This window comes from Streptomyces asiaticus, assembly GCF_018138715.1.
In the GTDB taxonomy this organism is placed as follows: domain Bacteria; phylum Actinomycetota; class Actinomycetes; order Streptomycetales; family Streptomycetaceae; genus Streptomyces; species Streptomyces asiaticus.
Window position 1 is genome coordinate 7,582,588 of sequence record NZ_JAGSHX010000006.1, and the last position, 24,455, is coordinate 7,607,042.

The following is a 24,455-nucleotide window of genomic DNA, read 5'->3' on the forward strand; positions in this document are numbered from 1 at the left end:
CACTAGTAGATTGTCGCGGCTAATTTTTGGGATAGAGGTGGCGCAGTTTGATGCGTGCGTCGTGGGTGGTGAACTGCCAGTTCACTTGACGTTGGTCGGTGTTGGTGGCGTTCTGCCAGGCTGAGAGTTCGGTGTTGAGGATGCCGAGGTCGCTGATCCGGCGGTCGAGGCATTGCCGGGTCAGCGCGGAGAGTTCGATCTCGGCGATGTTGAGCCATGACCCGTGCCTGGGCGTGTGGTGGATCTCGAGGCGTTGGGCCAGGGCGAATGCCTCTTGTGGTTCGAATGCCTCGTACAGCGAGGCGATGCTGTGGGTGTTGAGGTTGTCCATCACCAGCACCACGGTCTCGGTGTCGGGGTAGTCCACGCTCAGTAACTGCTTGACCTGGCCGGCCCAGTCGGTCCGGGTCCGCTGGGACAGTGCCTGAACACGGCGCCACCCGCGCAGGGGTTCGGTCCACACGAAGATCGAGCACGTGCCGCAGCGGATGTACTCGCTGTCCTGGCGGGCGTCGTGACCGGGGCGGGCCGGGAGCGGGTCGCGGACATGATCGAGGAGCTGGTAGGGCTTCTCGTCCATGCACACCACCGGACGTGCCGGGTCGTAGGGCCGGGCATAGACGGCCAGCACGTCTTCCATCCGGGCCGCGAACTCCGCGTTCGCTCGTGGCGGGATGGTCCAGCACTTTCTCAGGTGAGGGCGCAGTTCCGTTTTTTTAAGACCCGCCCGATGGTGGAGTGGTCCAGATCGGGGATGTCCTCGGCCAGCGCGACGTGCTTCTCCAGCAGCCGCAGCGACCACCGGGTATGGCCCTGGGGTGGCTGTGAGCACGCCATCGCGATCAGCCTGGCTTCGACCTCGCCGGTCACCGGCGAGGGCACCGGCGGGAGGTCGCGCTTCTTCCGCGCGATCGTGGCGTGCACATCGCCACCGGTCTCGGCGAAACGCTTGGCGACCAGCCGTAACGTCTCACCGGAAACGCCGAGCCGGGCCGCGATCACCTCCTTGGAATCCACCTCACCCACCGAGGTGTCCAGCGCGAGCAGCACCCGGGCACGCATGATCATCGAAGCTGGGCGAACACCCGTCGTGGTCACCCGCACCAACCCCTCGCGATCCTGCGCGGTCAACCTCACCGGCCACTTCTTCTGCGAACCCATGACAACAGTCCCGTCTGACAGAGGGAAAGGAATCTGCCAGACACTAACCTCCCAACCAGACATGCCACAACTAAGCAGCGACAATCTACTAGTGTGATGCGCCGGAAATAGCAGCTCTAAGAGCTTGTCTTACGTGGTGAGTTTCGCGAGCTTTTTGTAGCAGGTCAGGGCGGCTGCGAGGCCGAGGAAGGCCAGGAAGTGTGTGCCCTTTCGTTCGTATCGGACGGTCAGGCGCCGGTAGCCGAAGAGCCACGAGATCGACCGTTCGATCTTCCAGCGGTGTCGGCCGAGGCGTTCGCTGGACTCGATTCCGGGACGGGCTATACGTGGGACGATGCCACGGTTGCGCAGCCACGTCAGGCGCTCGGTGGAGTGGTACGCCTTGTCCGCGCGGAGCCTGCCGGGCCGGCGTCGTCGCGGTCCGCGTCGGGACCGGATCGCGGGAATGCCCAGGATCAGCGGCAGAAGTGCCTGGCTGTCGTGAACGTTCGCGCCGGAGACGCCGAGGGCGAGGGGTAAGCCCTGGGCGTCGGACAGGACGTGCAGTTTGCTGCCCTTCTTGCCCTGGTCGACCGGATTGCGCCCGGTCAGCGATCCCCCTTTTTCGCACGGACCGAGGCCGCATCCACGATGGCCGAGGTCCAGTCCAGCTCACCTCGCGCCCCGAGCTCGTCCAGGACGGCCTGGTGCAGCCGCCGCCACAGACCGGCCTCGGTCCACGCGGAGAACCGGCGGTGCGCGGTGGCCGACGAGACGCCGAACGTCTCCGGCAAATGCCGCCAGGCACAGCCACTGGTCAGCACGTACACCACGGCCGTGAACACGGCCCGCTCGTCCACCGGAGCCGTTCCGCCACCCTGCGGACGGGACGCGAAGGATGGAAGCAACGGCACAACGAGCGACCAGGGTTCGTCAGGAACCAGCCGCTGCGACAGACCAACACCCATAGCGCAACATCATGCCGCATCAACCTGACACCACGTGAGACAAGCTCTAATACTGCAACGGTGCTTGCCGTGACTGCTGACCAGGTCGGTCGTTGGTGTGGTTATGGGTGGGGACCTCGCTGATGTCAGGTTGTGGTCGGGTGAACTGGACGCTGTGCACGAGCGATTCGTGCATCGTTTCAGCAGGTCGGAGCCCCGGGAGTCGGCACTTGCTTATATGCGGGGGCTGATCGCTCCGCTGCAGCGGAAGAACGGCTGGACGCTGGCGGAGGAAGCCGGCCATACGGGCCCGGACCGTATCCACCGGATGCTGAACCGGATCGAGTGGGACGCCGATGAAGTGCTCGACGACGTGCGTCAGTACGTGGTCGACAACCTCGGCGACCCCGATGCCGTCCTGGTCGTGGACGACACGGGCTTCTTGAAGAAGGGGACGCGGTCGGCCGGGGTGCAGCGGCAGTACTCCGGCACCGCCGGGCGCACGGAAAATTGCCAGGTCGGCGTCTTCCTCGCCTATGCCACCGACCGTGGGCGGACGCTGATCGACCGGCGTCTGTATCTGCCCGCCTCCTGGACCGACGACCGCGAAAGGTGCCGCCGGGCCGGCATCGAGGACGAGGTCGCCTTCGAGACCAAGGTGGCCATGGCCAAGGCGATGGTCCGCCGCGCGCTCGCGGACAAGATCCCGTTTCGGTGGGTGACCGCGGATGCCGCTTACGGGTTCAGCAAAGGCTGGCGGTCGGAGCTGGAGCGGGCGGACGTCTTCCACGTCATGGCCACCACCCGCCACGACACCGTGGTCACCCGCTGGGCGATCGACCATCCCGTCCACGACCTGTTTCCCGGTCTTGCCCGGCAGAAATGGAAGCGCCGTTCCTGTGGCAGCGGGGCTCACGGCCTGCGGATCTACGACTGGGCCCGTGTCGAGGTGCGGCCCTGGCACCGGCCTGACCGCCGCCACTGGGTGGTCGCCCGCCGCAGCGTCGCCCGCCCGCAAGAGATCTCCTACTACATCGCTTATTGCCCCGCTGAGACCACGCTGGACGAGCTGATCCGCGTCGCGGGCAGCCGATGGGCCATCGAGGAATGCTTCCAGAGCGCGAAACAGGAATGCGGCCTGGACGACTACCAGGTTCGCCGTTATCCCGGCTGGCACCGCCACATGACCCTGGCCATGGCCGCCCACGCCTGCCTGACCGTCCTGCGAGCCCGAGAGCTGGACACGGACAAAGCAGAAACGGATCCTCCCAGCTCATCCACCTCAGCCTCGCCGAAATACGACGGCTGATCACCCGACTCACCGACCGCCGACCCACACCCGTCGAGCACATCCTGCACTGGTCGACCTGGCGCCGACGACGACAACACCAGGCCCGCACCAGCCACTACAAACGACGCGGACACAGCCCCTGACCTGCCCACCAGTCACGACAAGCACCGTTGCAGTACTAAGTCTGTAGGCTGTTTTCATGGCGTCTCGGGGTCCTCGTGCTGTCGAAGTTGTGCTGTCCGTCGAGGAGCGTGCGGAGTTGTCGCGCTGGGCGGACGGCGCGGTCTCGGCTCGCGTGGCGGAGCGGGCCCGGATCATCCTGGCCTGTGCGGAGGGGGGCGTCAAACGCGAGTGTGGCAGTGGGTTTCGGGGTGAGTACGGAGACGGTGCGCAAGTGGCGCTCGCGATTCGTGGCCCGGCGGATGGCGGGCCTGGTGGACGAGCCGCGGTCGGGTCGGCGCAAGCCGGAGCTGGTGCTGTCCGAGGCCGAGCGGGCGGAGCTGACGCGCTGGGCGAGGCGGGCGAAGACTGCGCAGTTCCTGGCGCTACGGGCGAGGATCGTGCTGCGGTGCTCGGAAGGCGGGACTAACAAGGAGATCGCCGCTGACCTCGGTGTATCCCACGGAACGGTGAACCGCTGGCGGTCGAGGTTCGTCCGCTTGCGGCTGGACGGGCTGACCGATGAGCCGCGTCCTGGCCGACCGCCCTCGATCCTGCTCGACCAGGTCGAAGACGTGCTCACCGCGACCTTGGAGTCCACCCCGGGCAAAGACACCCACTGGTCGCGGGCCTCGATGGCCCAGCACTCCGGCCTGTCGAAGTCCACCATCGGGCGGATCTGGAAGAAGTTCGACCTCAAGCCGCACCTCCAGGACGCGTTCAAGCTCTCCACCGACCCGCAGTTCGTCGCCAAGGTCGTCGACGTCGTCGGCCTGTACCACCACCCGCCCGAGAAGGCGGTGGTCCTGTGCGTGGACGAGAAGGCCCAAATCCAGGCACTGGACCGCTCCCAGCCCGTACTCCCGATGATGCCGGGCATGCCCGAACGCCGCACCCACGACTACTACCGGCACGGCATCACCAGCCTGTTCGCCGCCTTCAACATCGCCGACGGCACCGTCATATCGGAACTCCACCGACGTCACCGGGCCATCGAGTTCAAGAAGTTCCTCACCCGGATCGACAAGGCCGTGCCCGCCGGACTCGATGTCCACCTGGTCTGCGACAACTACGCCACCCACAACACCCCCGAGATCAAGACGTGGCTGGGCAAACACCCCCGCTTCCACGTCCACTTCACCCCCACCGGCTCCTCCTGGATGAACCAGGTCGAGCGGTGGTTCGGTCTGCTGACCGACAAGCTCATCCGCCGCGGCATCCACACCTCCGTGAAGGCCCTCGAGCAGGACATCACCGCATGGATCGACACCTGGAACGAGAACCCACGGCCCTTCACGTGGACCAAGACCGCCGACGAGATCCTCAACTCGCTCGCCGACTACCTCACCAAAATCAACCCACCAGCCACCGATACCTGACAGCAACTTAGAGCTGCTATTTCCGGCGCATCACACTAGGTCAAGGCGGGGGAGGAGCCCAACAGAGAAACAAGGGCGCCACCAGTTGTGGCGGTCAGGCATGTGGCGGTATCCATCCCGCGTGACGAGCGGGGTATCGAGCAGGGCTGGCGTCCGCTGCCTTCCGATGCCCACTTCGCCCGCCACGTGCGCGCTGAGGCACTCAGGCGCGCGGCATGGCCGACCTCGCGTCCGCCGCGTTTCTCGCCCACCGGGAAACGGTGGGGCGCCGGCCGGGGAGCGCCTGACCGATGCCTCGACCGAGAGGCCGCTGACCTCGCTGCGTATGCGCTTCAGACAGTTCCGCAGCCTTTCGGTGTCCTACAGTACCCGCGCCGACGATCCCGTGAGCCTGATGATGGCCGGGCGGTCGGCCGAGGCGGAGCTCCTGACGGAGCGTCCCGCCGACGCGGGTGGCGCCCTCGCCTGGATCCTCCTGAGTAACGGAGCACTGTGCCAAGGGCATTTGGAGACTGCCGATAGGGCCGCACGGAAGGCGGTGCGACTGGCACCCGAGCTGGGCGAGGGCTGGCACGCGCTCGCCGAAGCGGAACTTGCCCGGAACCGTCCCGCCGACGCGCTCGCCGCAGCGGTCCGCGCCGCGGAACGGGCTCCGTCTTTCGTGCGCGCACACTGGGTGAAACTCGTCTGCGCCCGTGTGGTGGGCGACACCGGCAGAGCAGCAGAGGCCGAAGCGCACCTTGGCCACCTGGGCAGTACACCGGATGGTGCTGGTTCGAAGGGCCCTGATCACTGATCATGCGGCCTCACGAGACCAACATGCGCCGCTCGAGAAGTTATCGCTGCACTTCAGGCGGCACACGGGTACTCGTTGAGCATCCTCCGTCTCGCGCACACCATGCGACCGCGCAGGCGCCGCGGCCTGGCTGACCTGGACTTTCCCCTTGCGTGGCGAGTGCGGCGTGGGCCAGTCGGCGTGTGTGGGACAGGTTAAATGTGCCTGTCAGGAAATAGCGTGCCAAGCCGCTCGGCCGATCGAGATGGTGCGACGGCCCTCAGGCGCATCGCCGTGAACATGCTGGCCACGCGCAAATAGTCCAATCGTGCGGTGGACCGTCACGCCCCAGTGGCCACCAGTTCCGCGCGTGCTCCTACACGATCAAACACGTCGCCCGCACCAAGGGATGTGGTGGCCAGCCGAAGGCTTCTCGTATGGGCGCTGGGTAGCTTGAAATCGCTCCCAGGCGCCGCGAGGCGCACGGATCACTCTTGACGCTGTGTCTTTATGTTGGATCTACTTCGCCGTACATATGAAGATTCTGTGACTCCGGGGTGGGGACTGTGGGGTTGAGGTGGAGCTGTCGCGTGCGCGGCGGTGGGATGAGTGCGGCGCGTCGCGCCGTCGCGGGGGCGTCTGCCGCGGCGATCGTCGCCGTATCGCTGGTCTTGTTACCGGTTGCACCTGTGGGTGCGTTACCCGGGGCGCAGGCGATGAGTGCGTCGGAGCGGGCAGCTGCGTCGGGCGAGCCTGTGGAGGTGACTGCCCAGCGAGCCGAGTACTCGCAGACGTTCGCAAACCCGGATGGGACGTTCACGCTGGAGCAGTCCTCGGTCCCGCAGCGCGTGAGGGCGGACGACGGATCATGGCATAATGTCGACACCACGCTGGAGCGCCGCTCTGACGGCAGTGTCGGGCCCAGGAGCGTGGTGGTCGACCTGGCGTTCTCCGGGGGCGGTGAAGCCGAGCTCCTGCGTCTGGGAACGGCTGGTAAGACGATTCGCCTTTCATGGCCTGGGCGGCAGCTTCCTGCGCCGAGGCTGGACGGGTCCACTGCCACGTATCCGGATGTGCTGGACGGAGTGGACCTTCAGCTGACAGCGACGGCAGAGGGCTATCGACAGGTTCTCGTCGTGCGGACGGCTCAGGCGGCCACCAATCCCGACCTTGAGCAGATCAAGCTGTCGGTTTCCGGGGTCGGGCTTGAAGCCGCTCCCGGCGCGGGTGGCGGGCTGCGCGCGATGGATGATGACGGCAACGCGGTGTTCAAGGGCCCGGCCGGCCAGATGTGGGACTCGGCCGGAGACGCCGAGGGCCTCGCCGCGAACGGTCCGAAAGCCCCGAAAGCCCTGGCGGCACCGGAGGAGGGAGGTCCGCAAACACGGCCCGGCAACGGTGATGCCAGCGCAGTACTGCCCGTCACAGTGCGGGACGGTGCGGTGATCGTGAAGCCGGACCTCGGGTTGCTGCGCGGGGGCAAGACTGTCTACCCGGTCTACATCGATCCGCCAGTCGGCCTCGGCGCCTCGGAGCGCACCAAGCTCTCGTCCGACGGGGACAGGTTTTGGCAGTTCGACGGCAGCCTCGGGGTCGGCAAGTGCGGCAGCGCCAACGGCTACTACTGCGGGGCCGGCTACGTGGACCGCATGTACTTCGAGTTCGCGCCATCGAAGCTCGTCGGGAAGTACGTGCTGGACGCGACCTTCCGCGCTCACGAGACATGGTCATTCGATTGCGATCCGCACTGGGTGGACTTGGAACGCACCGACAACATCTCCGAGGGCACACGCTGGCCGGGACCCAGGCAACTCGATCAGATGGGCGACCGCTATGTCTCCGCCGGGCGGGGCAAAAATTGCAGTCCGGAACAGCCCGACGCATGGATCGAGTTCAACGACAACCCGGACGAGTCGGACGAGAACCTCGCGAGCACGGTCAGGTCCTTCGCCGACGGCAAGATCTCTCGGCTCACCCTGATGCTGCGTGCGAAGGACGAAACCGACGCTACCGCATGGAAGCGATTCGAGGACAACGCGACCCTGAAGGTCACCTACGTTCCCAGACCCGGTGTGCCCACCTCGGTGGGAGTGATTCCGGGGGACGGGACCTCCGGTTACTGCAAGACGTCCTCCTCGGATCCGCTGGTCGTCACCCGCAAGGATCCGATGGTCCAGGCTCGCGTCCAGACGAGAACGCAACCGAAGAGCGGCGAGGACAAGGGCTCGCTCCAGGCCGAGTTCTGGATGGAGCGGAAACAGGACGACGGGGCATGGGACAAGGTGTGGAGCGGCTACCGACCGGACAGCGGCTGGGACCCGGACGGCACCTTGGAGAAGATGCGCACAACGGACCGGGCCGACGGTGGTTTATACCGCTACAAGGCGCGGACGCAGTCGCACTGGGCTTACAGCGGCAAGTCGGGTGATCTGTTCTCGTCCTACTCCTCCTGGTGCTACCTGAAGATCGACTCCACCGCTCCGAAGGCACCGCAGATCACGGCGGGCAAGCCCTACACCGAGTGCCAGCCGAACCAGTGCGTGGGGATGGGCGGTCCCGGTGTGTCCGGCACCTTCTCCGTCAAGCCGAACGCCGCCGATACGGACATCACGGGCTATCGCTGGCGGTTGCTGACCACGACGGCCGCGAACACCAAACAGAGCGCCGGAGCACGGGTCACCTTGAATGTCACTCCGCCACTGTCCGGGACCCAGGTGCTGTCCGTGGAGGCCAAGGACGTACGCAATCGCTGGGGTACCCCCGCGGAGTTCACCTTCGCGGTGGCGCCGGCCGCGGGCCCTGTAGGCCGATGGCACTTCGCGGACGGGGCACCGGGTTCCGGTGTGACCAAGGCCGTCGACAGTGCCACGGAGGGGACCCGTCATGACGCCACCCTCTACGACGAGGCGGGAACGGGCTGGTCGACCTTCGGGCGGCGGGGCGACGCCGACTATTCGCTGTGGCTGAACGACTCCTCGGCCACCAGCGGATATGCCGCCACATCCACGGCGGCAGTGAACACCCAGGACTCATTCACCGTCTCGACCTGGGCGTACCTCACCGACTCCACCGAGAACAGGGTGGTGCTGACCGAGCCGGGAGAGGACGGCTCCGGCTTCACCCTGTACTACTCCTCCACGTACAAGAAGTGGATCTTCAACCGTACGGACAAGGACCGCGACGACCCCACATACATCCGCTCCTTCGCCAACGCGCAGAACCCTCCGCTCAAGGTCTGGACACATCTGGCCGGAGTCTTCGACACCAAGGGCGATACCGACAAGTCGAACGACACCATCCAGCTGTTCGTCAACGGGCGGCCACAAGGCGACCCCGTGGTGCTGTCGAAGGCGGCGGCCGGTTACGAGCCGTGGACCGCGAACCGTGGCCTACAGTTCGGCCGATCCAAGGTGGGCGGTACGTACGGTGAGTACTTCCACGGCCGCATCGACGAAACGGCCCTCTGGCAGCGCGTGCTGACCGCGGACGAGATCCGCACAGAGGCCCGGCTGATGGGAAGCGAGGCGCCGCCCAACGAACTGGTGGCCATGTGGGACGCCTCCGCCGCAAAGGGAACGGAGATCACCGAAGGCACTTCATACCCCGCCGCCGCGATGAAGCTGTCCTCTACCGGGGCCACACTGAACGAAGACGACAACGCGCTTCTCCTCGACGGAACCTCCGGCTACGCCTCCACGACCGGGCCGGTGCTCGACGAGAGCGGTTCCTTCACGGCCTCGGCTCGCGTACGCCTCGACAGCGCCAAGCTCTCCGGCAAGCCCATCGGCTATGAAGCCCAGGTGACCGGGCAGCGGACGGGCACCGAATCGTCCTGGGCGCTGTGGGTGACCAAGCCCGCGGAAGACACCTATCGATGGCGCTTCACCCGCACAAGCGTCGATGGCACCGGCAAGGCGACCCAGAGCGCTTCCGTACCCGGAGAGGAAAACGCCGAGTTGGACACCTGGGTGCAGGTGACGGGGACCTTCGACGCCCAGGAGGCATGGGAATGGACCGACCCGGATGACCCGGAGAAGACCGAGACCCGGTACGGGAAAGTGCACCTGTACGTCGGGGATTCCGACCAGGAGTCTTTGGACCGGGCCGGTTTCACGGCCGAACAGCAAGGCACCGGTGAACTGGCCCTGGGCCGGGGGACTGGGGGCGGCAGCACGGCCCACTATCTGCCCGGGGCCGTGGAGGAGCTGAGGATCTGGGCGGGAGCCATGAGCGCCGAACAGATTCGCTCGCAGGTCCTGGATGCCGGACCACTGGAGAACTCGTGATACCCGGCCGCCGTGACGGACGGCCGACGGAGTGGGACAACGAGCGCGGCGCGGACCGCACGCGATGGGGACGGGGAGTGAAACGGATCGTGTCGGCCCGTGGTGTCTTATTAGTCAGAAGCAGAGCGCGGAGAGGCCGCTGGCTGGGGCGCGTCGCCGCGGTGGCCGGCTTGTCGCTGGTGCCGGGACTGCTGTCACCGGTCACGTTCGAGTCAGAAGCCAAAGGGCTTGGCAGACCCAAGCTGGAGGCCCCGCGGGCGGACGAGGTCGTACCCCTCTCCCCGAAGACGGACCGCAGGACTGCCGCCCTGGTGAAGGAGAGCGAGGCGGCAGACCGCTCGGCCGCCGAGGCGGCGCGCCGCGACCAGGCCAGGAAGGTGACCTGGCCGAAGGCCGGTACCGCGCGCCTGGATGTATCCGGCAGCGGCTCGGCCACGGCCCGGCCGGGCGGTCTGCCGCTCACCCTGGGTACGGCGGGCAGGAAGGCCCAGGGTGGGAAGGCCCACGCCACTCCCAGTCTGAGCATCCAGGTGATGGACGAAGGCCGAGCTCGGAAGGCCGGGGTCAAGGGCGTGCTCCTCAAGGCCGTCGCCTCGGCCAAGGGGGGAAGCGCGAAGCTCGGCATCAGCTACGCGGACTTCGCCGCGGCATACGGCGGTGACTGGGCCGGACGCCTGACCCTCGTGCAGCTACCGGCGTGCGCGCTGACGACACCGCAGAAGGCCGGCTGTCGTACGCAGAGCCCTCTTCGGGCGGTCAACAAGCGGCACAAGGAGCAGCTCTCCGCACCGCTCACCTTCGCCGCGAAGCCGGGTGGCGAGGTGAAGGTCCTGGCGGTGGCCGCCGCTGCCAAGTCCGGCGGTGGCGACTACAAGGCGACGCCGCTTTCCGCCTCGTCCACGTGGGAGTCGGGTGGGTCCTCGGGCTCCTTCACATGGACGTATCCGCTGGGCATGCCTCCCGCAGCGGCTGGGCCCGCACCGGATCTGTCGATCTCGTACGACTCCGGCAGCGTCGACGGACGAACGGCGAACACCAACAACCAGGGTTCCTGGATCGGTGAGGGATTCGATCTCACCTCGTCGTACATCGAGCGCAAGTACGGCAGTTGCAACGACGACGGACAGGACGACAAGTTCGATCTGTGCTGGAAGTACGACAACGCCTCGCTCGTGCTCAACGGCAAGGCGACGGAACTGGTGAAGGACGACACCAGCGGCACGTGGCGGCTGAAGAACGACGATGCCTCCACCGTCCAGCACTCCACCGGTGCCGACAACGGAGACGACAACGGCGAGTACTGGACCGTCACCACGGGCGACGGCACCAAGTACGTCTTCGGACTCGACAAGCTGGACGGCGCGGCCGCGGACGACCGCACGGCGTCGGTCTGGACCGTGCCGGTCTTCGGCGACGACGAGGGAGAGCCTGGCTACTCCTCGGGCTCGTCCTTCGGTGAGCGCGACAAGAAGCAGGCATGGCGCTGGAACCTCGACTACGTCGAGGACACCCACAACAACGCCATGACGTACTGGTACAACGCCGAGCACAACAACTACGCCAAGAACGGCAAGGACGACCCCGGCACCGACTACATACGCGGCGGCTATCTCAAGGAGATCCGCTACGGGCAGCGCGCCGATGCTCTGTTCTCCGCGACCCCCTCTGCCTCGAACAAGGTCACATTCACCGTCGCGGAACGCTGCATGGCCTCCGGCACCGGCTGCGACTCGCTGAACGAGGATCACCGTGACAACTGGCCGGACGTGCCCTTCGACGCGGTGTGCAAGGACGGTGACAAGTGCTCCGGCAACGTCGGCCCTTCCTTCTTCACGCGCAAGCGCCTGACGGACATCACCACCTACTTCTGGAACGCGACCGCTGCCACACCCGGTTACGAACCCGTCGACTCCTGGGCGCTCAAGCAGACCTATCTCGACCCCGGTGACACGGGCGACTCGTCCGACCAGTCCTTGTGGCTGGACGAGATCAAGCGCACTGGAAAGCGCGGCAGTGACATCTCTCTGGATCCGGTGAAGTTCACTCACACCTGGCTCACGAACCGTGTGGACGGTGCGACGGACGACATTCTGTCCCTGGAAAAGCCACGGGTGAAGACCATCACCTCTGAGGCCGGCGCCCAGACCATCGTCGACTACGCGGAAGCCGACTGCGTCGCGGGCCGGACGATGCCGAAGGCGGATGAGAACACCAAGCGCTGCTTCCCGGTCTACTGGTCACCCAACGGTGCGGCCGACCCGCAGCTCGACTGGTTCCAGAAGTATCCGGTGACCGGTGTGCGGACCACCGACCCCAAGGGCGGCTCCGAAGCCGTTGCCCACTCCTACACGTACGAGGGAGGCGCGGCCTGGCACTACAACGACGATCCGATGACGCCGGCGAAGCAACGCACCTGGTCGGAGTGGCGGGGCTACGGCAAGGTCATCCACCGAACCGGCTCCGGCGACAGCACGAGGTCCAGGACCGTCACCGTCTACATGCGCGGCATGGACGGCGACCGCGTACTGACACCCGATGGCAAGGGCGTCGACCCGGACAAGCGGAAAACGGTCACGGTCAAGGGAATCACGGCCGCCGAGATCACCGACTCCGACCCGTACGCCGGTTTCACACGCGAGTCGGTGACCTACAACGGGGACGCCGAGGTGTCCGGCAGCATCAGCGACCCGTGGTCCAAGCGCACCGCCACCCAGCACAAGTCCTACGCGGACACCGAGGCATATTACGTTCGGACCAGGGCCACCCACGATCGCACCAGAATCACCAGCGGCATCAGCCCGGTGGACAGGGTTCGCACCCAGACCACCACCTATGACGACTTCGGCATGCCCGCCACCGTCGAGGACGACGGTGACGACGCGGTCAGCGGTGACGAGACCTGCACCCGCAACTGGTACGCACGCAACGACAAGGCGGGCATCAGCTCACTGATCGCGCGTGCCCAGACCGTGTCGCGTAGGTGCTCGGTCACGGCCGCTGACCTCGATCTTCCCGCTGACTCCTCGCGTCGCGGTGACGTCGTCTCTGATGTGGCCACCGCGTACGACAGCACCACTTGGTCGGAGGACCAGACTCCCACCCGGGGAGAAATCCGCTGGACCGGCCGCGCCAAGGGCTACGCCGACAGCAACGACCCCAGCTGGCAGAAGGTCGAGACCACGACCTACGACACGCTGGGTCGACCGAAGACTGTCAAGGACGCTCTCGACCGCACCACTGCCACCACCGCCTACACGCCCGAGACGGCCGGTCCGCTGACCTCCACCGTGACCGCCGATGCCAAGGGCTTCACGACCATCACCACGGTCGATCCGGCGCGGGGTTCGCCGCTCAAGGTCACCGACCCCAACAAGAAGATCACCGAGACCGAGTACGACAGCCTCGGCCGGGTGACCAAGGTGTGGCTGCCCAACCGGTCCAATGCCGTCAAGGAGAAGCCCAACTACGTATACGGCTACAAGGTCACCAACGCAGCCCTGCCGTGGATCTCCACGGGCACGCTCAAGGGCGACGGCTCCGGATACAACACCACCTACGAAATCTTCGACAGCCTGCTGCGCCCCCGTCAGATCCAGGAGCCCTCGCCGGTCGGCGGGCGGGTGATCTCGCAGACGTTGTACGACGACCGCGGTCTGGCCGTCTCTTCTCAAGCCGACATCTGGGACGAGAAGAACGGTCCGTCGGGCGAGGCGGTGGAAACCGACGGCGGTCAGGCGCCCACCCAGACCGACACGAAGTACGACGGCGCCGGCCGCCCGGTCCAGGCGGTCACCAAGGTCCGCGGCGCCGACCGCTGGACCACGACGACCACCTACACCGGCGACACCGCCGCGACCACTGCCCCGGCGGGCGGGTCAGCCGTCGCCGAGGTCACCAACGCCCTGGGGCGGGTCACCGAGCGCCGTGAGTACCCGGGCACCAGCCCGACCGGCACGAAGTACACGAGCACGAAGTTCACCTACACACCGGACGGTGACCAGAAGACCATCGTCGGCCCGGACAACGCCACATGGACGTACACCTACGATCTCTTCGGGCGACTGAGCACGGCTGACGACCCCGACAAGGGCAAGACGTCCACGCACTACGACGAGCTCGACCACATCAGCTCCACGGACGACGCGAACAAGAACACCCTGCTGTACGAGTACGACGAACTCGGCCGCAGAACCGGCATGTGGCAGTCCTCCAAGACGGCCGCCAACAAGTTGGCGTCCTGGACCTTCGACACCCTCGCGAAGGGGCAGCAGGACTCGGCGACCCGCTATGAAGGCGGCGTCGACGGCAAGGCGTACACCCGTAAAGTCACGAAATACAACAGTCTCTACCAGCCGACCGGGTCCCAGCTCCTCCTGCCGGGGAACGACCCGCTCGTACAGGCCGGCGTACCCTCCACACTGGCCTTCTCCACCGACTACGGGCTCGATGGCACGGTCAAGAAGACCGGAGAGCCGGCCGTGGGCGGGCTGTCGGGCGAGTCGGTCTCCTATACATACAACGCGACCGGCCAGCAGCTCACCACCTCGGGCGCGTCCAGCTATCTGCTGGACGCCGTCTATTCCCCGGTCGGGGACCTGCGCCAGCTGGAGCTGGGAACATCCCCCGCCTCGGACAGCAAGAAGCTGTACACGAGCTATGAGTACGAGGACGGGACTCGACGCCTGACACGCGGCTTCACACGGGATGAGACCTACGGATACCTGCTCCAGGACCTGAAGTACACGCAGGATGACGCCGGGAACGTGACGTCGATTTTCGACGGCACGAACCTCGGCGGCACCGGCAAGGCCGACTACCAGTGCTTCGGCTACGACGGCTATCGGCGCCTGGCCGAGGCATGGACGCCGAGGGCGGCGGACTGCGCGGATTCCGGCCGGACCACCGAGAACCTCGGCGGCGCCGCCCCGTACTGGACGTCCTACACCTACAACGTGGCGGGCCAGCGGGAATCCGAGACTCAGCACGCGGTGGCGGGCGATACGACGACAACCTATGCGTATGGCACGGCCAAGGGGCAGCCGCATCCCTTGGCCGGGACCCGCACGACCAAGCCGGGAAGCACACCGTCCGCCACTGCCGCGTACACGTACGACGCCGCAGGTAACACGACCACACGGCCGGGCACCCAGGCCGAACAGACCCTGGCCTGGAACACCGAAGGCAGACTCGCGGCCTCCTCGGAACCGGCGAAGGGCGGGAAGGCGGCCACGGGGACCGGCTACCTCTACGACGCCGACGGCGAGCTCCTCATCCGCCGTGCCACGACGGCTGACGGGGACACGGTCCTCTACCTGGGCGCCACCGAGGTCCGTCTCACTGCCCGGGGCTCGGCGAAGACCTTGACCGGCACCCGCTATTACACCGGCGCCGGGCAGACCATCGCGGAGCGCACCGGCACAAAGGGCCAGTCCACCACGAAGCTGACCTTCCTCGCCGCCGACAACCACGGCACCGGCACCCTGGCCGTCGATGTCGACACCCGCGCGGTCACCAAGCGCTACACCACCCCCTTCGGCGCTCCGCGTGGTACCAAGCCCACCACATGGCCGGACGACAAGGCGTTCCTCGGCAAGCCGGCCGACAGCGTCACCGGCCTCACCCACATCGGCGCCCGCGAATACGACCCCGTCACGGGCCAATTCATCAGCCTCGACCCGCTCCTCACTCCCGACCAGGGGCAGTCCCTCAACGGCTACAGCTATGCCAACCAGAATCCGGTCACTGACTCGGACCCCACCGGCCTCTGCGTAGACCCCGGCAACGGGCACTGCATGCCGACCAACGGCGGAGACGCCGGTAAAGACGCCCCACCGGAGAACCACTACCCCAGCGGTGGTGGTTGGCACCATGGCGGTGGTGGCGGAGGCGGAGGCGGCAGAGGTGGAGGTGGAGGTGGAGGTGGGGGCACTGCATCCACTTCGGCTTTCTACCCGACGCCCGCGCCGAGTCCCGGACCTCCACCTGTGCCCGGCCCTTATCACGATGAGAAAGCCGGCACGGGACTGTTCAGTGCCTTAAAACTGGCGGTGGACTTCTTCGGACCGGACACATCGGAATGGAAGAAGTGCGGAGACTTCAAACTCTCCGGGTGTCTTTGGGCCGCGGCTGATCTGCCGGGCCCGGGGAAGGCCCTCAAGGGCGTCAAGATCTGGAAGAAGGCACGGAAAGCCGAGAAGAAGGCCGACGATGCGGTCGACGCAGCCGAGAAGGCGGTCGAGAAGTGCCACAGCTTCACCAAAGAAACGCAAGTAGAACTCGCAGACGGCGGCCACAGCGACATCAAGAAAATCAAGGTCGGCGACAAGGTCCTCGCCACCGATCCCGAAACCGGGAAGAGCGAGGCCCGCCCGGTCGTTGCGACGATCGTCACCAACGATGACAAGGACTTCACCGACCTCACAGTGAAGACCGGTGACCGACCCGCGTCGATCATCGCCACCGACACCCACCCGTTCTGGGTAACGAGCGAGGCCCGCTGGGTGGACGCCGGCGACGTCATCACCGGCATGCAGCTCCGCACGGACAAGGGCAAGACCGTGACGGTCACCTCCGTGCGCCACTTCACGAAGCTGCAACGCACCTACGACCTCACAGTCAGTAGAACCCACACGTACTATGTGCTGGCGGGGGCTACGCCGGTCCTCGTTCACAACAGCAACTGCGGCATTCGCCAGCACGACAAAGCCCGCGGCGCTGCCGGTGTCGATGAAATGACAGAGACGTTTGAGAAGTTCTACAACAAGTCTGATATCTACAGCGAGAGCTACGGGAATGGACTTGATTTGTGGACCCCTTACGGCAGGCGTCAAGTGGATATCGCGGTCAGGAATCCAGACGGAAACCTTCACCTTTATGAGGTGAAGGTGAATAAATCGAATTACACCAGGGGTCAGCGAAGGAAGGACGAATGGCTAGCGAAGACGTATGGGTTTGAAACCTCGGTCGTCCGGCGCGGTACAGAGTGTCCAATCTGCAACCCCTAACCTGAGAGGATGGCCTGTGAGTAGCGACTTCGCCTTCTGGAAGCGCTCTGCCGGGGACCCTGAGGAAGTCTTCGACAACCTTGCTGAGGGCGACACCGGCGACCTTGTCGTGAGCCCTGACGTATTGCGGTTCCGGGAGGAGTTGCTGACTAGGTGGCCAGATGTGGACGACGTTCTGGAGCCGTCTCGATTCGACCTGGAAGAGGAACCGGATGACGCCGGAAAGTACGTCCTCCTGACCCTCTCGGTTCGCCAACTGGATTATCTCCCTGAGATTCTTGACATGGCGAAGAGGAACGGCCTCGTCGGATTCAGCGGAGTGGCGGGCGAGCCGATTTAGGCTTCCGATTCACTGCGCATCCAAGCGCAAAGATGCGGCCCCTGTCGGTGTCGCCGACAGGGGCCGTTCTGCGGCTTGACGGCAGTAGATGACGGCAACGGCGGCGGACACCAGGTGTCCGCCGCCGTTGCCGTGCGTGTGTCAGGGGTGGTCGAGGGTGCGGCCGAGGAGTTCCTTGGTGACGACGAGTTCGACGCCCTGCTCCAGAAGCAGGGTCGCGGTCGAGTGCCTGAGGTCGTGGAAGCGGACGCGGCGGAGGCCGGCCTTGCGGAGGAGCGTGGTGAAGGCGCGGGTGAGGTTGGTCGGGTCGATCGATCCGCCCTGCGCGGTGGTGAAGACGTGCCCGTTGGGTTGCCACGCGGTGCGTGCTGCCTCGCGCTCGTGCTGCTGCTGTTCGGGGTGGAGTTTCAGCGAGTGGACGCAGCGGGCGGGTAGCGCGATGCGGCGTTCGGAGGGCCGGGTCTTGGTGGGCAGCGTGGTGAGCCCGCCTGCGCTGGTGCGCTGAAGTGTGCGGCGGATGGCGGCGGTGCCCGCGTTCAGGTCGAGGTCTTCCCAGTGGAGGCCGAGGAGTTCGCCCTTGCGGAATCCGGTGTGGAGGGGGAGTTCGAACAGCGCGTGCAGCCGATGCCCCTAGGCTGTGGTGAGGAGTCGGCGGCCTTCGTCGGTGGTGAGAGGGGCGAGGCGTCGGGGCCGGGGCGTGCTGGTGCGGACGTTGCGGGCGACGTTGCGCGGGATCTCTTCCTCACGTACGGCGTGCTCCAGGGCTGACTTGAGCACCGAGTGGATGTAGGTGAGCGTCACGGGGAGAGCACCTTGTGGCAGCACTGGCCGATGCCACAGCAGCAGGGCTCATCACGCCGGGCATCGATACCGCGCAAGCAGCGCTGGCAGGTGGTGCGGAACTGGTTGAGCCAGGTGCGGACGTCCTTGGCGGTGAGCTTGGTGAGCTTCTTCTTACCCAGGCCGGGGATCAGGTACCGGTCGACGCAGGCGGCGTATCGCGTGTGGGTGTTCTCGAGGAGCTGGTAGACGACGACGTTCTCAAGCCAGTACGTCAGGTACGCGGCCACGCCGCCCTGCGCGGAATGGGAAGGCCGCGGTTGCTGGCGGCGATCTTCTCGGTGAGCTTGGCCAGGGCTTCCTTCCTGGTGGTGCCGTTGACGCGGACGCGGCGACGGGTGTTGCCCGGTGCGAGGACGTAGCCGGCGGCTTCCCAGCGGCCGTCCTTGCGCTGGTAGAGGGTTCCGTCACCGTTGGCGCGGGTACGGCGGGAGGGGCTGGTGTCGCGGGGCGTGGTCAACAGGCGGCTTCCTGGTCGAGGTGGGTGTGGATGAAGTCGGCCAGCGCATAGGCGGGGATGAGGCGGTTGAGGCCGAGGGTGATCGAGGCGAGCTGGCGGGTGCGGAGCAGGTCGTAGATGGCGGAGCGGTCGAGCTGGAGGCGCTGTGCCGCTCGAAAATACGATTCAGCTCTGTGAGCTGCGGCGATGCGGTGCGGTCAGGCAGCGTGACGGTATTCGTTTATCAGACCGTCGAGGACAGGTTGTCGCTGGATTCGATGGGCTTGGAGGTCGGCAACAGTGGTCGGGACGGGCGGTTCGGTGCTGTCTGGAGGTAGTTGCTGCCGAGATTGATGGGGGCGGTGTTGGTTGTAGTGCCTGATGTAAGCGGTGAGTACTGCGTGGGCGTGATTCGCGTTGTAGATGAGGATCAGGTCGAGGATCTCGCGGCGTAGGGTGCCGACGACTCTCTCGCAGACCGCGTTCGCTCTCGGTGCCTGGGGTGGGCTGAGTAGGACCTGCATGTCGTCTGCGTCGAAGATGGCGTCGAAGGACCTGGTGTACTTCGAGTCCCGGTCCCGGAGCAGGAAGCGCAGTGAGTCCATCCGGCACCCCAACGTCATGGCGAGGTTCCTCGCCTGCTGCGTGGTCCACTCGGCGGTGGGGTGGGCGGTGACGCCGGCGAGGTGAACGCGCCGGGTGCCGTGCTCGATGAAGACCAGAGCGTACAGATGCTTGAGCGAGACGGTATCGAGGTGCAGGAAGTCGGCGGCGATGATGCCGCGAGCCTGGGCAGAGAGGAACTGGCGCCAGGTCGGACCGGAGCGCTGGGGGGCCGGGTCGATGCCAGCCGCATGCAGGATCTCCCAGACCGTGGATGGGGCGATCGAGTAGCCGAGGCGGGCGAGTTCGCCCTGTATTCGGCGGTGGCCCCAGCTGCTGTTCTCGCGGGCCAGGCGCAAGATGAGCTGCTTGACGGTCGGCGCAGTGGAGGGGCGACCGGGGCGCCGGCGGTGCTGGGTGAACGTCCATTTGCGCGTGAGGAGCTCCCGGTGCCATCGCAGCAGCGTGGTCGGCGTGACTGCGAAGACCTCCCGCCATCGCCCGCGAGGCACCAACCGCGACAGCGCGGCCAGCCAGATCCGATCGGCCGGCTTGTAGCGGACCCGCGCGATCTGACGACGCAGCACCGAGTTCTCGTGCCGGAGCGCCAACACCTCCGCGTCCTTGGCCACGCGGCTGCGCAGCACGGCAGCGGGCACCATGACCAGGTTTCTGGCCAGCGCGGTGACAATCGACAGCACCATCGAAGGATCGTCCCAGATGCTGTGCGGGTTCTGGCGGAAAAGCTTGCAGGTCACGTCCAGAATCGTGTTTCCGAGCGGGACACGGTAAAGACGCCCCACCGGAGAACCACTACCCCAGCGGTGGTGGTTGGCACCATGGTGGCGGCGGCAGTGGCGGAGGTGGAGGTGGGGGTGGGGGCACGGCGTCCACTTCGGCTTCCTACCCGACGCCCGCGCCGAGTCCCGGACCTCCACCTGTGCCCGGCCCTTATCACGATGAGAAAGCCGGCACGGGACTGTTCAGTGCCTTAAAACTGGCGGTGGACTTCTTCGGACCGGACACATCGGAATGGAAGAAGTGCGGAGACTTCAAACTCTCCGGGTGTCTTTGGGCCGCGGCTGATCTGCCGGGCCCGGGGAAGGCCCTCAAGGGCGTCAAGATCTGGAAGAAGGCACGGAAAGCCGAGAAGAAGGCCGACGATGCGGTCGACGCAGCCGAGAAGGCGGTCGAGAAGTGCCACAGCTTCACCAAAGAAACGCAAGTAGAACTCGCAGACGGCGGCCACAGCGACATCAAGAAAATCAAGGTCGGCGACAAGGTCCTCGCCACCGATCCCGAAACCGGGAAGAGCGAGGCCCGCCCGGTCGTTGCGACGATCGTCACCAACGATGACAAGGACTTCACCGACCTCACAGTGAAGACCGGTGACCGACCCGCGTCGATCATCGCCACCGACACCCACCCGTTCTGGGTAACGAGCGAGGCCCGCTGGGTGGACGCCGGCGACGTCATCACCGGCATGCAGCTCCGCACGGACAAGGGCAAGACCGTGACGGTCACCTCCGTGCGCCACTTCACGAAGCCGCAACGCACCTACGACCTCACAGTCAGCAGAATCCACACGTACTATGTACTCGCGGGTGCGACGCCGGTCCTCGTTCACAATTCAGGGCCCAACTGTGGGGTTCCGCTTGGGGGGAAGAATGGTGACCACCTTGGCGGAGAGGACTTCCATGGAAGCGAATATTCCCTGGATGAGATCACTGAATTCGTGAATGGGCATACGGGGGACGGTAATCCGACGATGGGTAGGCCCTCGGCGGCTGAAGTGGAAACCACGTTGAGGCAAGCTGGACCACGTCAGCTTGAAGGGCAGAATTCATCCCGATTTGACCACAATGGGGTCCGCGTCATCGTGAACTGGGACATGCCGTGGAAATCGACAGCCTATTACCCGGGGAGATGATGTCATGGCGGAAGTTCAGGCGCGTGAGTGGCTTAGCCGTCACCTGGGAGCCGCTGAGGCAGACCAACTGGAGAGAACCGCGGTAAGCGTAGCCCCTGCTCGTTCGTTGGGCCTGGTCACGCTGCTGCTCGGCTGGTACGAGCATGTGGCGCGAATGGAAAGGGAACTTGACCTGCCTGACTCCGACAGGTCTGCCTGGGGTGCGCATGATCTGATTGCGGCTGACTCTCTGCGGGATTTCATCGCCAGAGGATTGGAGATGATTCCCGAGAGGGAGTCGAGGAAGTTCAGTGCCGCCCTTGGCGAGGTGGATTCAAGATTTCTCTCATATACGGAAGTCGATGAACTTGACATCCTTCCTCGGCTTGATGGCGATGAGGCTAGAGCGCGTGGATGGTGGTGGACGCGCATTCCGTGCTCTGGACCGATTCGTAGAGATCTAGACCGGTTTTCAACGTCGTTCTAGAAAGCACGTTTGGTCGCCTATGGGAGGCCGGAAAATGCCAGTGTGCCTCACCAGCGACTGTTCCTGGTGGGGCACACTGCCCTTGCTGGAAACCTCATCCGTGCAGGTCAGCCGGCCGCCATGCCACAGCCCATCGAAGTGATCGGCGGGATCGACACCCACACCGATGTCCACCAGGCCGCCGTCATCGACACCATCGGCCGGCACCTGGCCACCGAGGCGTTCCCCACCACGCCTGAAGGCTATCGGCGCCTGCTGGCCTGGCTGCGCTCGTACGGCCAGGTGCTGATGGTGGGCATGGAAGGCACCGGATCCTACGGAGCCGAACTGGCCCGGCACCTGCGTGCCAACGAGATCACCCTGGTCGAAGTGGACCGGCCCGATCGTCGAGCTCGCCGCGCCGCAGACAAATCCGACCCTGTCGACGCCTACGCCGCCGCCACCGCCGTGCTCTCCGGCCGAGCCAACGGCACCCCGAAGGATCGCGACGGCACGGTCGAGGCGATCCGCACGCTCCGCGTGGTACGTGCCAGCGCCGTCAAGGCCCGTACCCAGACCATCAACCAGCTCAAAGCGCTGATCATCACCGCGCCCGCGGCGACGCGCGATGCACTGCGCTCGCTGACCACCACCGAGCTGATACGGCGTCTGGTCGCCAGCCGGCCCGGCTCCGATCTGACCACCCCGGCCGCCGCCGTCAAACTCGCGCTCAAGCGTTTGGCCAAGCGATACCAGCACCTGAGCGAGGAGATCGCGGACGCGGACGCCGAGTTGCGCGCCCTGATCACCCACACCGCGCCCGGACTGCTCGCGCTACCGGGCGTCGGGACCGAAACCGCCGGGCAATTGCTGGTCACCGCCGGGGACAACCCCGACAGGCTCGCCTCGGAGGCATCCTTCGCCCACCTCTGCGCAGCCGCACCCGTGCCGGCCTCCTCGGGCCGCACTGATCGCCATCGGCTCAACCGCGGCGGCGACCGCCAGGCCAACCGCGCGTTGCACACCATCGTCCTGGTCCGCATGCGTCACGACCCACGTACCCGCGACTACGTCGCACGACGCACCCTCGAAGGGCTCAAGACGAAGGACATCTTCAGATGCCTCAAGCGCTTCATCGCACGAGAGGTCTATCGCCACCTCACCAGCGCACGATAGACATGCCCAGCCACTTGACGATCTATAGGAGCTTCAGAGTGACTGTTTCCAGGAAGTCGCAGGCCAGCAGGGCATCAGCCTGAGAGCGAAGAAAGGTGGACCAAGTACTGGAGTTCCGCTCAGGTGCTGGGTCGATGCCAGCCTCCTTCAAGATCTCCCAGCCCGTGGACGCGCCCACTCTCAGCCCCAGCACGAGCAGCTCGCCGTGCGGGCGCCTGTACCCCCAGCTCGGGTTCTCCTTCGCCAGCCGCAGCACCAGGACACGGATCGAGCGCACCGTGCGCGGCCGTCCCGGACGCTTGGGCTGGCAGGAGGCGGCATGGCGGCGCGCGACGAGGGTGCGGTGCCAACGCAGCACCGTGTCAGGGCGTACAAGCAGCCGTAATCTTCGCAGGACGTGCAATGGCAGCCGATGCAGCAGCGCCGCCAGGAACGCCCGATCGCTCGACGTGAACCGAACCTTGCCCTTGCCGAGTTGACGTTCCAAAACGGTGACCTGGTGGCGCAGCGCGAGGATCTCCGCGCACTTGTCTCGGTCGGGCATCGGCAGCAGGCGAAGCATCGCGAACGCGTTCGTCACACCCAGGTAAGCCAGTCGCAGCAGCACGATCGATCATCATGACTCGCTGACGGCAACTGCGCGAGAGCGCGAGCTCGAGCGACCGCGGCCAGATTTCGGGAAACCTGAAGAACCGCCCCCACCAGGGCGGATGAGGTTTCCGGCAAGGGCAGGGCTGTTGCGGTGTCGCGTACCCCCAGTCGCCGAGAGTCGGTCTCACGTTGAGAGGACGTTCTGGTTGAAGACGGGATAGTTCATGGGTTGTGCCAAGTGATGGACGTTTCGCCGGTTGCTCGTTTCGCGAGGTTGGAGATCATCGCAAGGCGGATCATGCTCTCGGAGTGCGCCGGTTTGGTCTCGTAGTCGCGGGCGAGGCGACGGTGCATCATGATCCATCCGAAACTTCGCTCGACGACCCAGCGCCGCGGGATCACGGAGAAGCCTTTGACCTGCTCGTTCACGGGACGACGTCGACGTCGATGCCGAGCAGGGCGCCGTGCTCGATCGCCTTCTTCTTGTAGCCGGTGTCGACCCATGCCTTGCTGATGGTGGGGTGGTCGGCGGCGACGCGGCTGAGGAGCTGGATACCGGCCTCGTTGTCCGAGACGCTGGCGGCAGTCACCATGACCAGCAGTAACAGGCCGAGGGTGTCGACGACGATGCTGCGTTTGCGGCCGACGGTCTTCTTGCCGGCGTCGGTGCCCTGGGTGTCGGTGGGCACGCTGGTAGCGGTCTTGACGCTCTGGGCATCAATGACGCAGGCGGTGGGTTCGGCGGCGCGTCCCACCTGCTCACGGACCATCCGGTGCAGGTGGAGGCCGAGTTTCTCGATGGTGCTGTCGGCGGTCCAGGCGCTGAAGTAGCCGAACACGGTGGTGTGCGGCGGGAAGTCGTGGGGCAGGTAGCGCCAGGGGACGCCGGTCCGGTTGAGAAAGAGGATCGCGTTCATGACTTCTCGCAGGTCAGTGATCTTTCCGTCACGGTTGAGCGAGGTCTTCTGTCGCTCGGTCCGCCAGGCCGTCAAGGTCGGTTCCATCAACGCCCAGCGGGCATCGGAGAGGTCGCTCGGGTACGGCTCACGCTGCTGCGAAGAGGTCATGGGACCACTCATGCACGAGGTTCCCAACCGGGCATATCGCTCG

At 65.8% G+C, this 24,455-nt stretch carries 13 protein-coding genes and 3 pseudogenes; 8 read left to right on the forward strand and 8 right to left on the reverse strand.

The window, feature by feature from the left end:
* Positions 1-19 precede the first annotated feature (19 nt).
* The 3 genes from KHP12_RS40165 to KHP12_RS40175 form a co-directional block, all read right to left on the reverse strand.
* Positions 20-802: an IS630 family transposase gene (locus KHP12_RS40165; protein WP_210608874.1), complete on the reverse strand. Its 783-nt coding sequence runs from the start codon at positions 800-802 to the stop codon at positions 20-22.
* Positions 691-1,137, reverse strand: a complete 447-nt coding sequence (locus KHP12_RS40170; protein ID WP_208652908.1) for a helix-turn-helix domain-containing protein — start codon at positions 1,135-1,137, stop codon at positions 691-693. Before KHP12_RS40170 ends, KHP12_RS40165 begins: the two co-directional genes overlap by 112 nt.
* 153 nt (positions 1,138-1,290) lie before the next feature.
* A protein-coding gene (locus KHP12_RS40175) for an IS5 family transposase (RefSeq protein WP_372455262.1) occupies positions 1,291-2,108 on the reverse strand; the annotation gives its coding sequence in 2 pieces (ribosomal slippage) (positions 1,291-1,758 and positions 1,761-2,108; 816 coding nt in all).
* 103 nt (positions 2,109-2,211) lie between these two features.
* Here KHP12_RS40175 and KHP12_RS40180 point away from each other — a divergent pair.
* The 6 genes from KHP12_RS40180 (at position 2,212) to KHP12_RS40205 (ending at position 17,321) form a co-directional block, all read left to right on the forward strand.
* Positions 2,212-3,396, forward strand: coding sequence for an IS701 family transposase (locus KHP12_RS40180; protein WP_211834269.1), 1,185 nt, complete (start codon positions 2,212-2,214; stop codon positions 3,394-3,396).
* 404 nt (positions 3,397-3,800) lie between these two features.
* A complete protein-coding gene (locus tag KHP12_RS40185; RefSeq protein ID WP_211834974.1) occupies positions 3,801-4,916 on the forward strand; it encodes an IS630 family transposase in 1,116 nt (371 codons plus the stop codon).
* A gap of 325 nt (positions 4,917-5,241) precedes the next feature.
* Complete coding sequence (locus tag KHP12_RS40190) at positions 5,242-5,712, forward strand: hypothetical protein (protein WP_211834270.1); 471 nt, start codon at positions 5,242-5,244, stop codon at positions 5,710-5,712.
* A 695-nt stretch (positions 5,713-6,407) separates the two neighbouring features.
* Positions 6,408-9,977, forward strand: coding sequence for a laminin G domain-containing protein (locus KHP12_RS40195; protein WP_211834271.1), 3,570 nt, complete (start codon positions 6,408-6,410; stop codon positions 9,975-9,977).
* A 533-nt stretch (positions 9,978-10,510) separates the two neighbouring features.
* Positions 10,511-16,981 (forward strand): polymorphic toxin-type HINT domain-containing protein, encoded by a 6,471-nt coding sequence (locus KHP12_RS40200; RefSeq protein WP_246643996.1) that lies wholly within the window; start codon positions 10,511-10,513, stop codon positions 16,979-16,981.
* Between the two features lie 16 nt (positions 16,982-16,997).
* The gene (locus KHP12_RS40205) at positions 16,998-17,321 is read left to right on the forward strand and encodes a hypothetical protein (RefSeq protein WP_211834272.1); all 324 of its coding nucleotides are present in this window, start codon (positions 16,998-17,000) and stop codon (positions 17,319-17,321) included.
* A 162-nt stretch (positions 17,322-17,483) separates the two neighbouring features.
* On the opposite strand, the pseudogene KHP12_RS40210 reads toward KHP12_RS40205, so the two are convergent.
* From KHP12_RS40210 to KHP12_RS40215, 3 genes and pseudogenes are all read right to left on the reverse strand, one after another.
* Positions 17,484-18,621 (reverse strand): annotated as a pseudogene (locus KHP12_RS40210) (tyrosine-type recombinase/integrase); the annotation flags it as partial.
* The gene (locus tag KHP12_RS51695) at positions 18,618-18,809 is read right to left on the reverse strand and encodes a DNA-binding protein (protein WP_308289557.1); all 192 of its coding nucleotides are present in this window, start codon (positions 18,807-18,809) and stop codon (positions 18,618-18,620) included. The pseudogene KHP12_RS40210 and the gene KHP12_RS51695, both read right to left, overlap by 4 nt.
* Before the next feature lie 9 nt (positions 18,810-18,818).
* Complete coding sequence (locus KHP12_RS40215; protein WP_086881367.1) at positions 18,819-19,907, reverse strand: integrase core domain-containing protein; 1,089 nt, start codon at positions 19,905-19,907, stop codon at positions 18,819-18,821.
* A 299-nt stretch (positions 19,908-20,206) separates the two neighbouring features.
* On the opposite strand from KHP12_RS40215, the gene KHP12_RS40220 reads away from it, so the two are divergent.
* Positions 20,207-21,133 (forward strand): polymorphic toxin-type HINT domain-containing protein, encoded by a 927-nt coding sequence (locus KHP12_RS40220; RefSeq protein WP_211834273.1) that lies wholly within the window; start codon positions 20,207-20,209, stop codon positions 21,131-21,133.
* Between the two features lie 586 nt (positions 21,134-21,719).
* On the forward strand, positions 21,720-22,754 hold the full coding sequence (locus KHP12_RS40225; RefSeq protein WP_086881207.1) for an IS110 family RNA-guided transposase: 1,035 nt from the start codon (positions 21,720-21,722) through the stop codon (positions 22,752-22,754).
* A gap of 34 nt (positions 22,755-22,788) precedes the next feature.
* Here the strand turns inward: KHP12_RS40225 and KHP12_RS40230 are convergent.
* Together KHP12_RS40230 and KHP12_RS40235 are read right to left on the reverse strand one after the other, a co-directional pair.
* A pseudogene (locus KHP12_RS40230) lies at positions 22,789-23,361 on the reverse strand (integrase); the annotation flags it as partial.
* Between the two features lie 206 nt (positions 23,362-23,567).
* Positions 23,568-24,424 (reverse strand): annotated as a pseudogene (locus KHP12_RS40235) (IS5 family transposase).
* Positions 24,425-24,455 lie beyond the last annotated feature (31 nt).

Excerpts from the sequence above, each read along its gene's own strand:
- KHP12_RS40180 (WP_211834269.1), top strand. The coding sequence starts at position 2,212 with ATGGGTGGGGACCTCGCTGATGTCAGGTTGTGGTCGGGTGAACTGGAC.
- KHP12_RS40185 (WP_211834974.1), top strand. The coding sequence starts at position 3,801 with ATGGCGGGCCTGGTGGACGAGCCGCGGTCGGGTCGGCGCAAGCCGGAG.
- KHP12_RS40190 (WP_211834270.1), top strand. The coding sequence starts at position 5,242 with ATGCGCTTCAGACAGTTCCGCAGCCTTTCGGTGTCCTACAGTACCCGC.
- KHP12_RS40195 (WP_211834271.1), top strand. The coding sequence starts at position 6,408 with ATGAGTGCGTCGGAGCGGGCAGCTGCGTCGGGCGAGCCTGTGGAGGTG.
- KHP12_RS40200 (WP_246643996.1), top strand. The coding sequence starts at position 10,511 with ATGGACGAAGGCCGAGCTCGGAAGGCCGGGGTCAAGGGCGTGCTCCTC.
- KHP12_RS40215 (WP_086881367.1), bottom strand. The coding sequence starts at position 19,907 with ATGGTGCTGTCGATTGTCACCGCGCTGGCCAGAAACCTGGTCATGGTG.
- KHP12_RS40225 (WP_086881207.1), top strand. The coding sequence starts at position 21,720 with ATGCCACAGCCCATCGAAGTGATCGGCGGGATCGACACCCACACCGAT.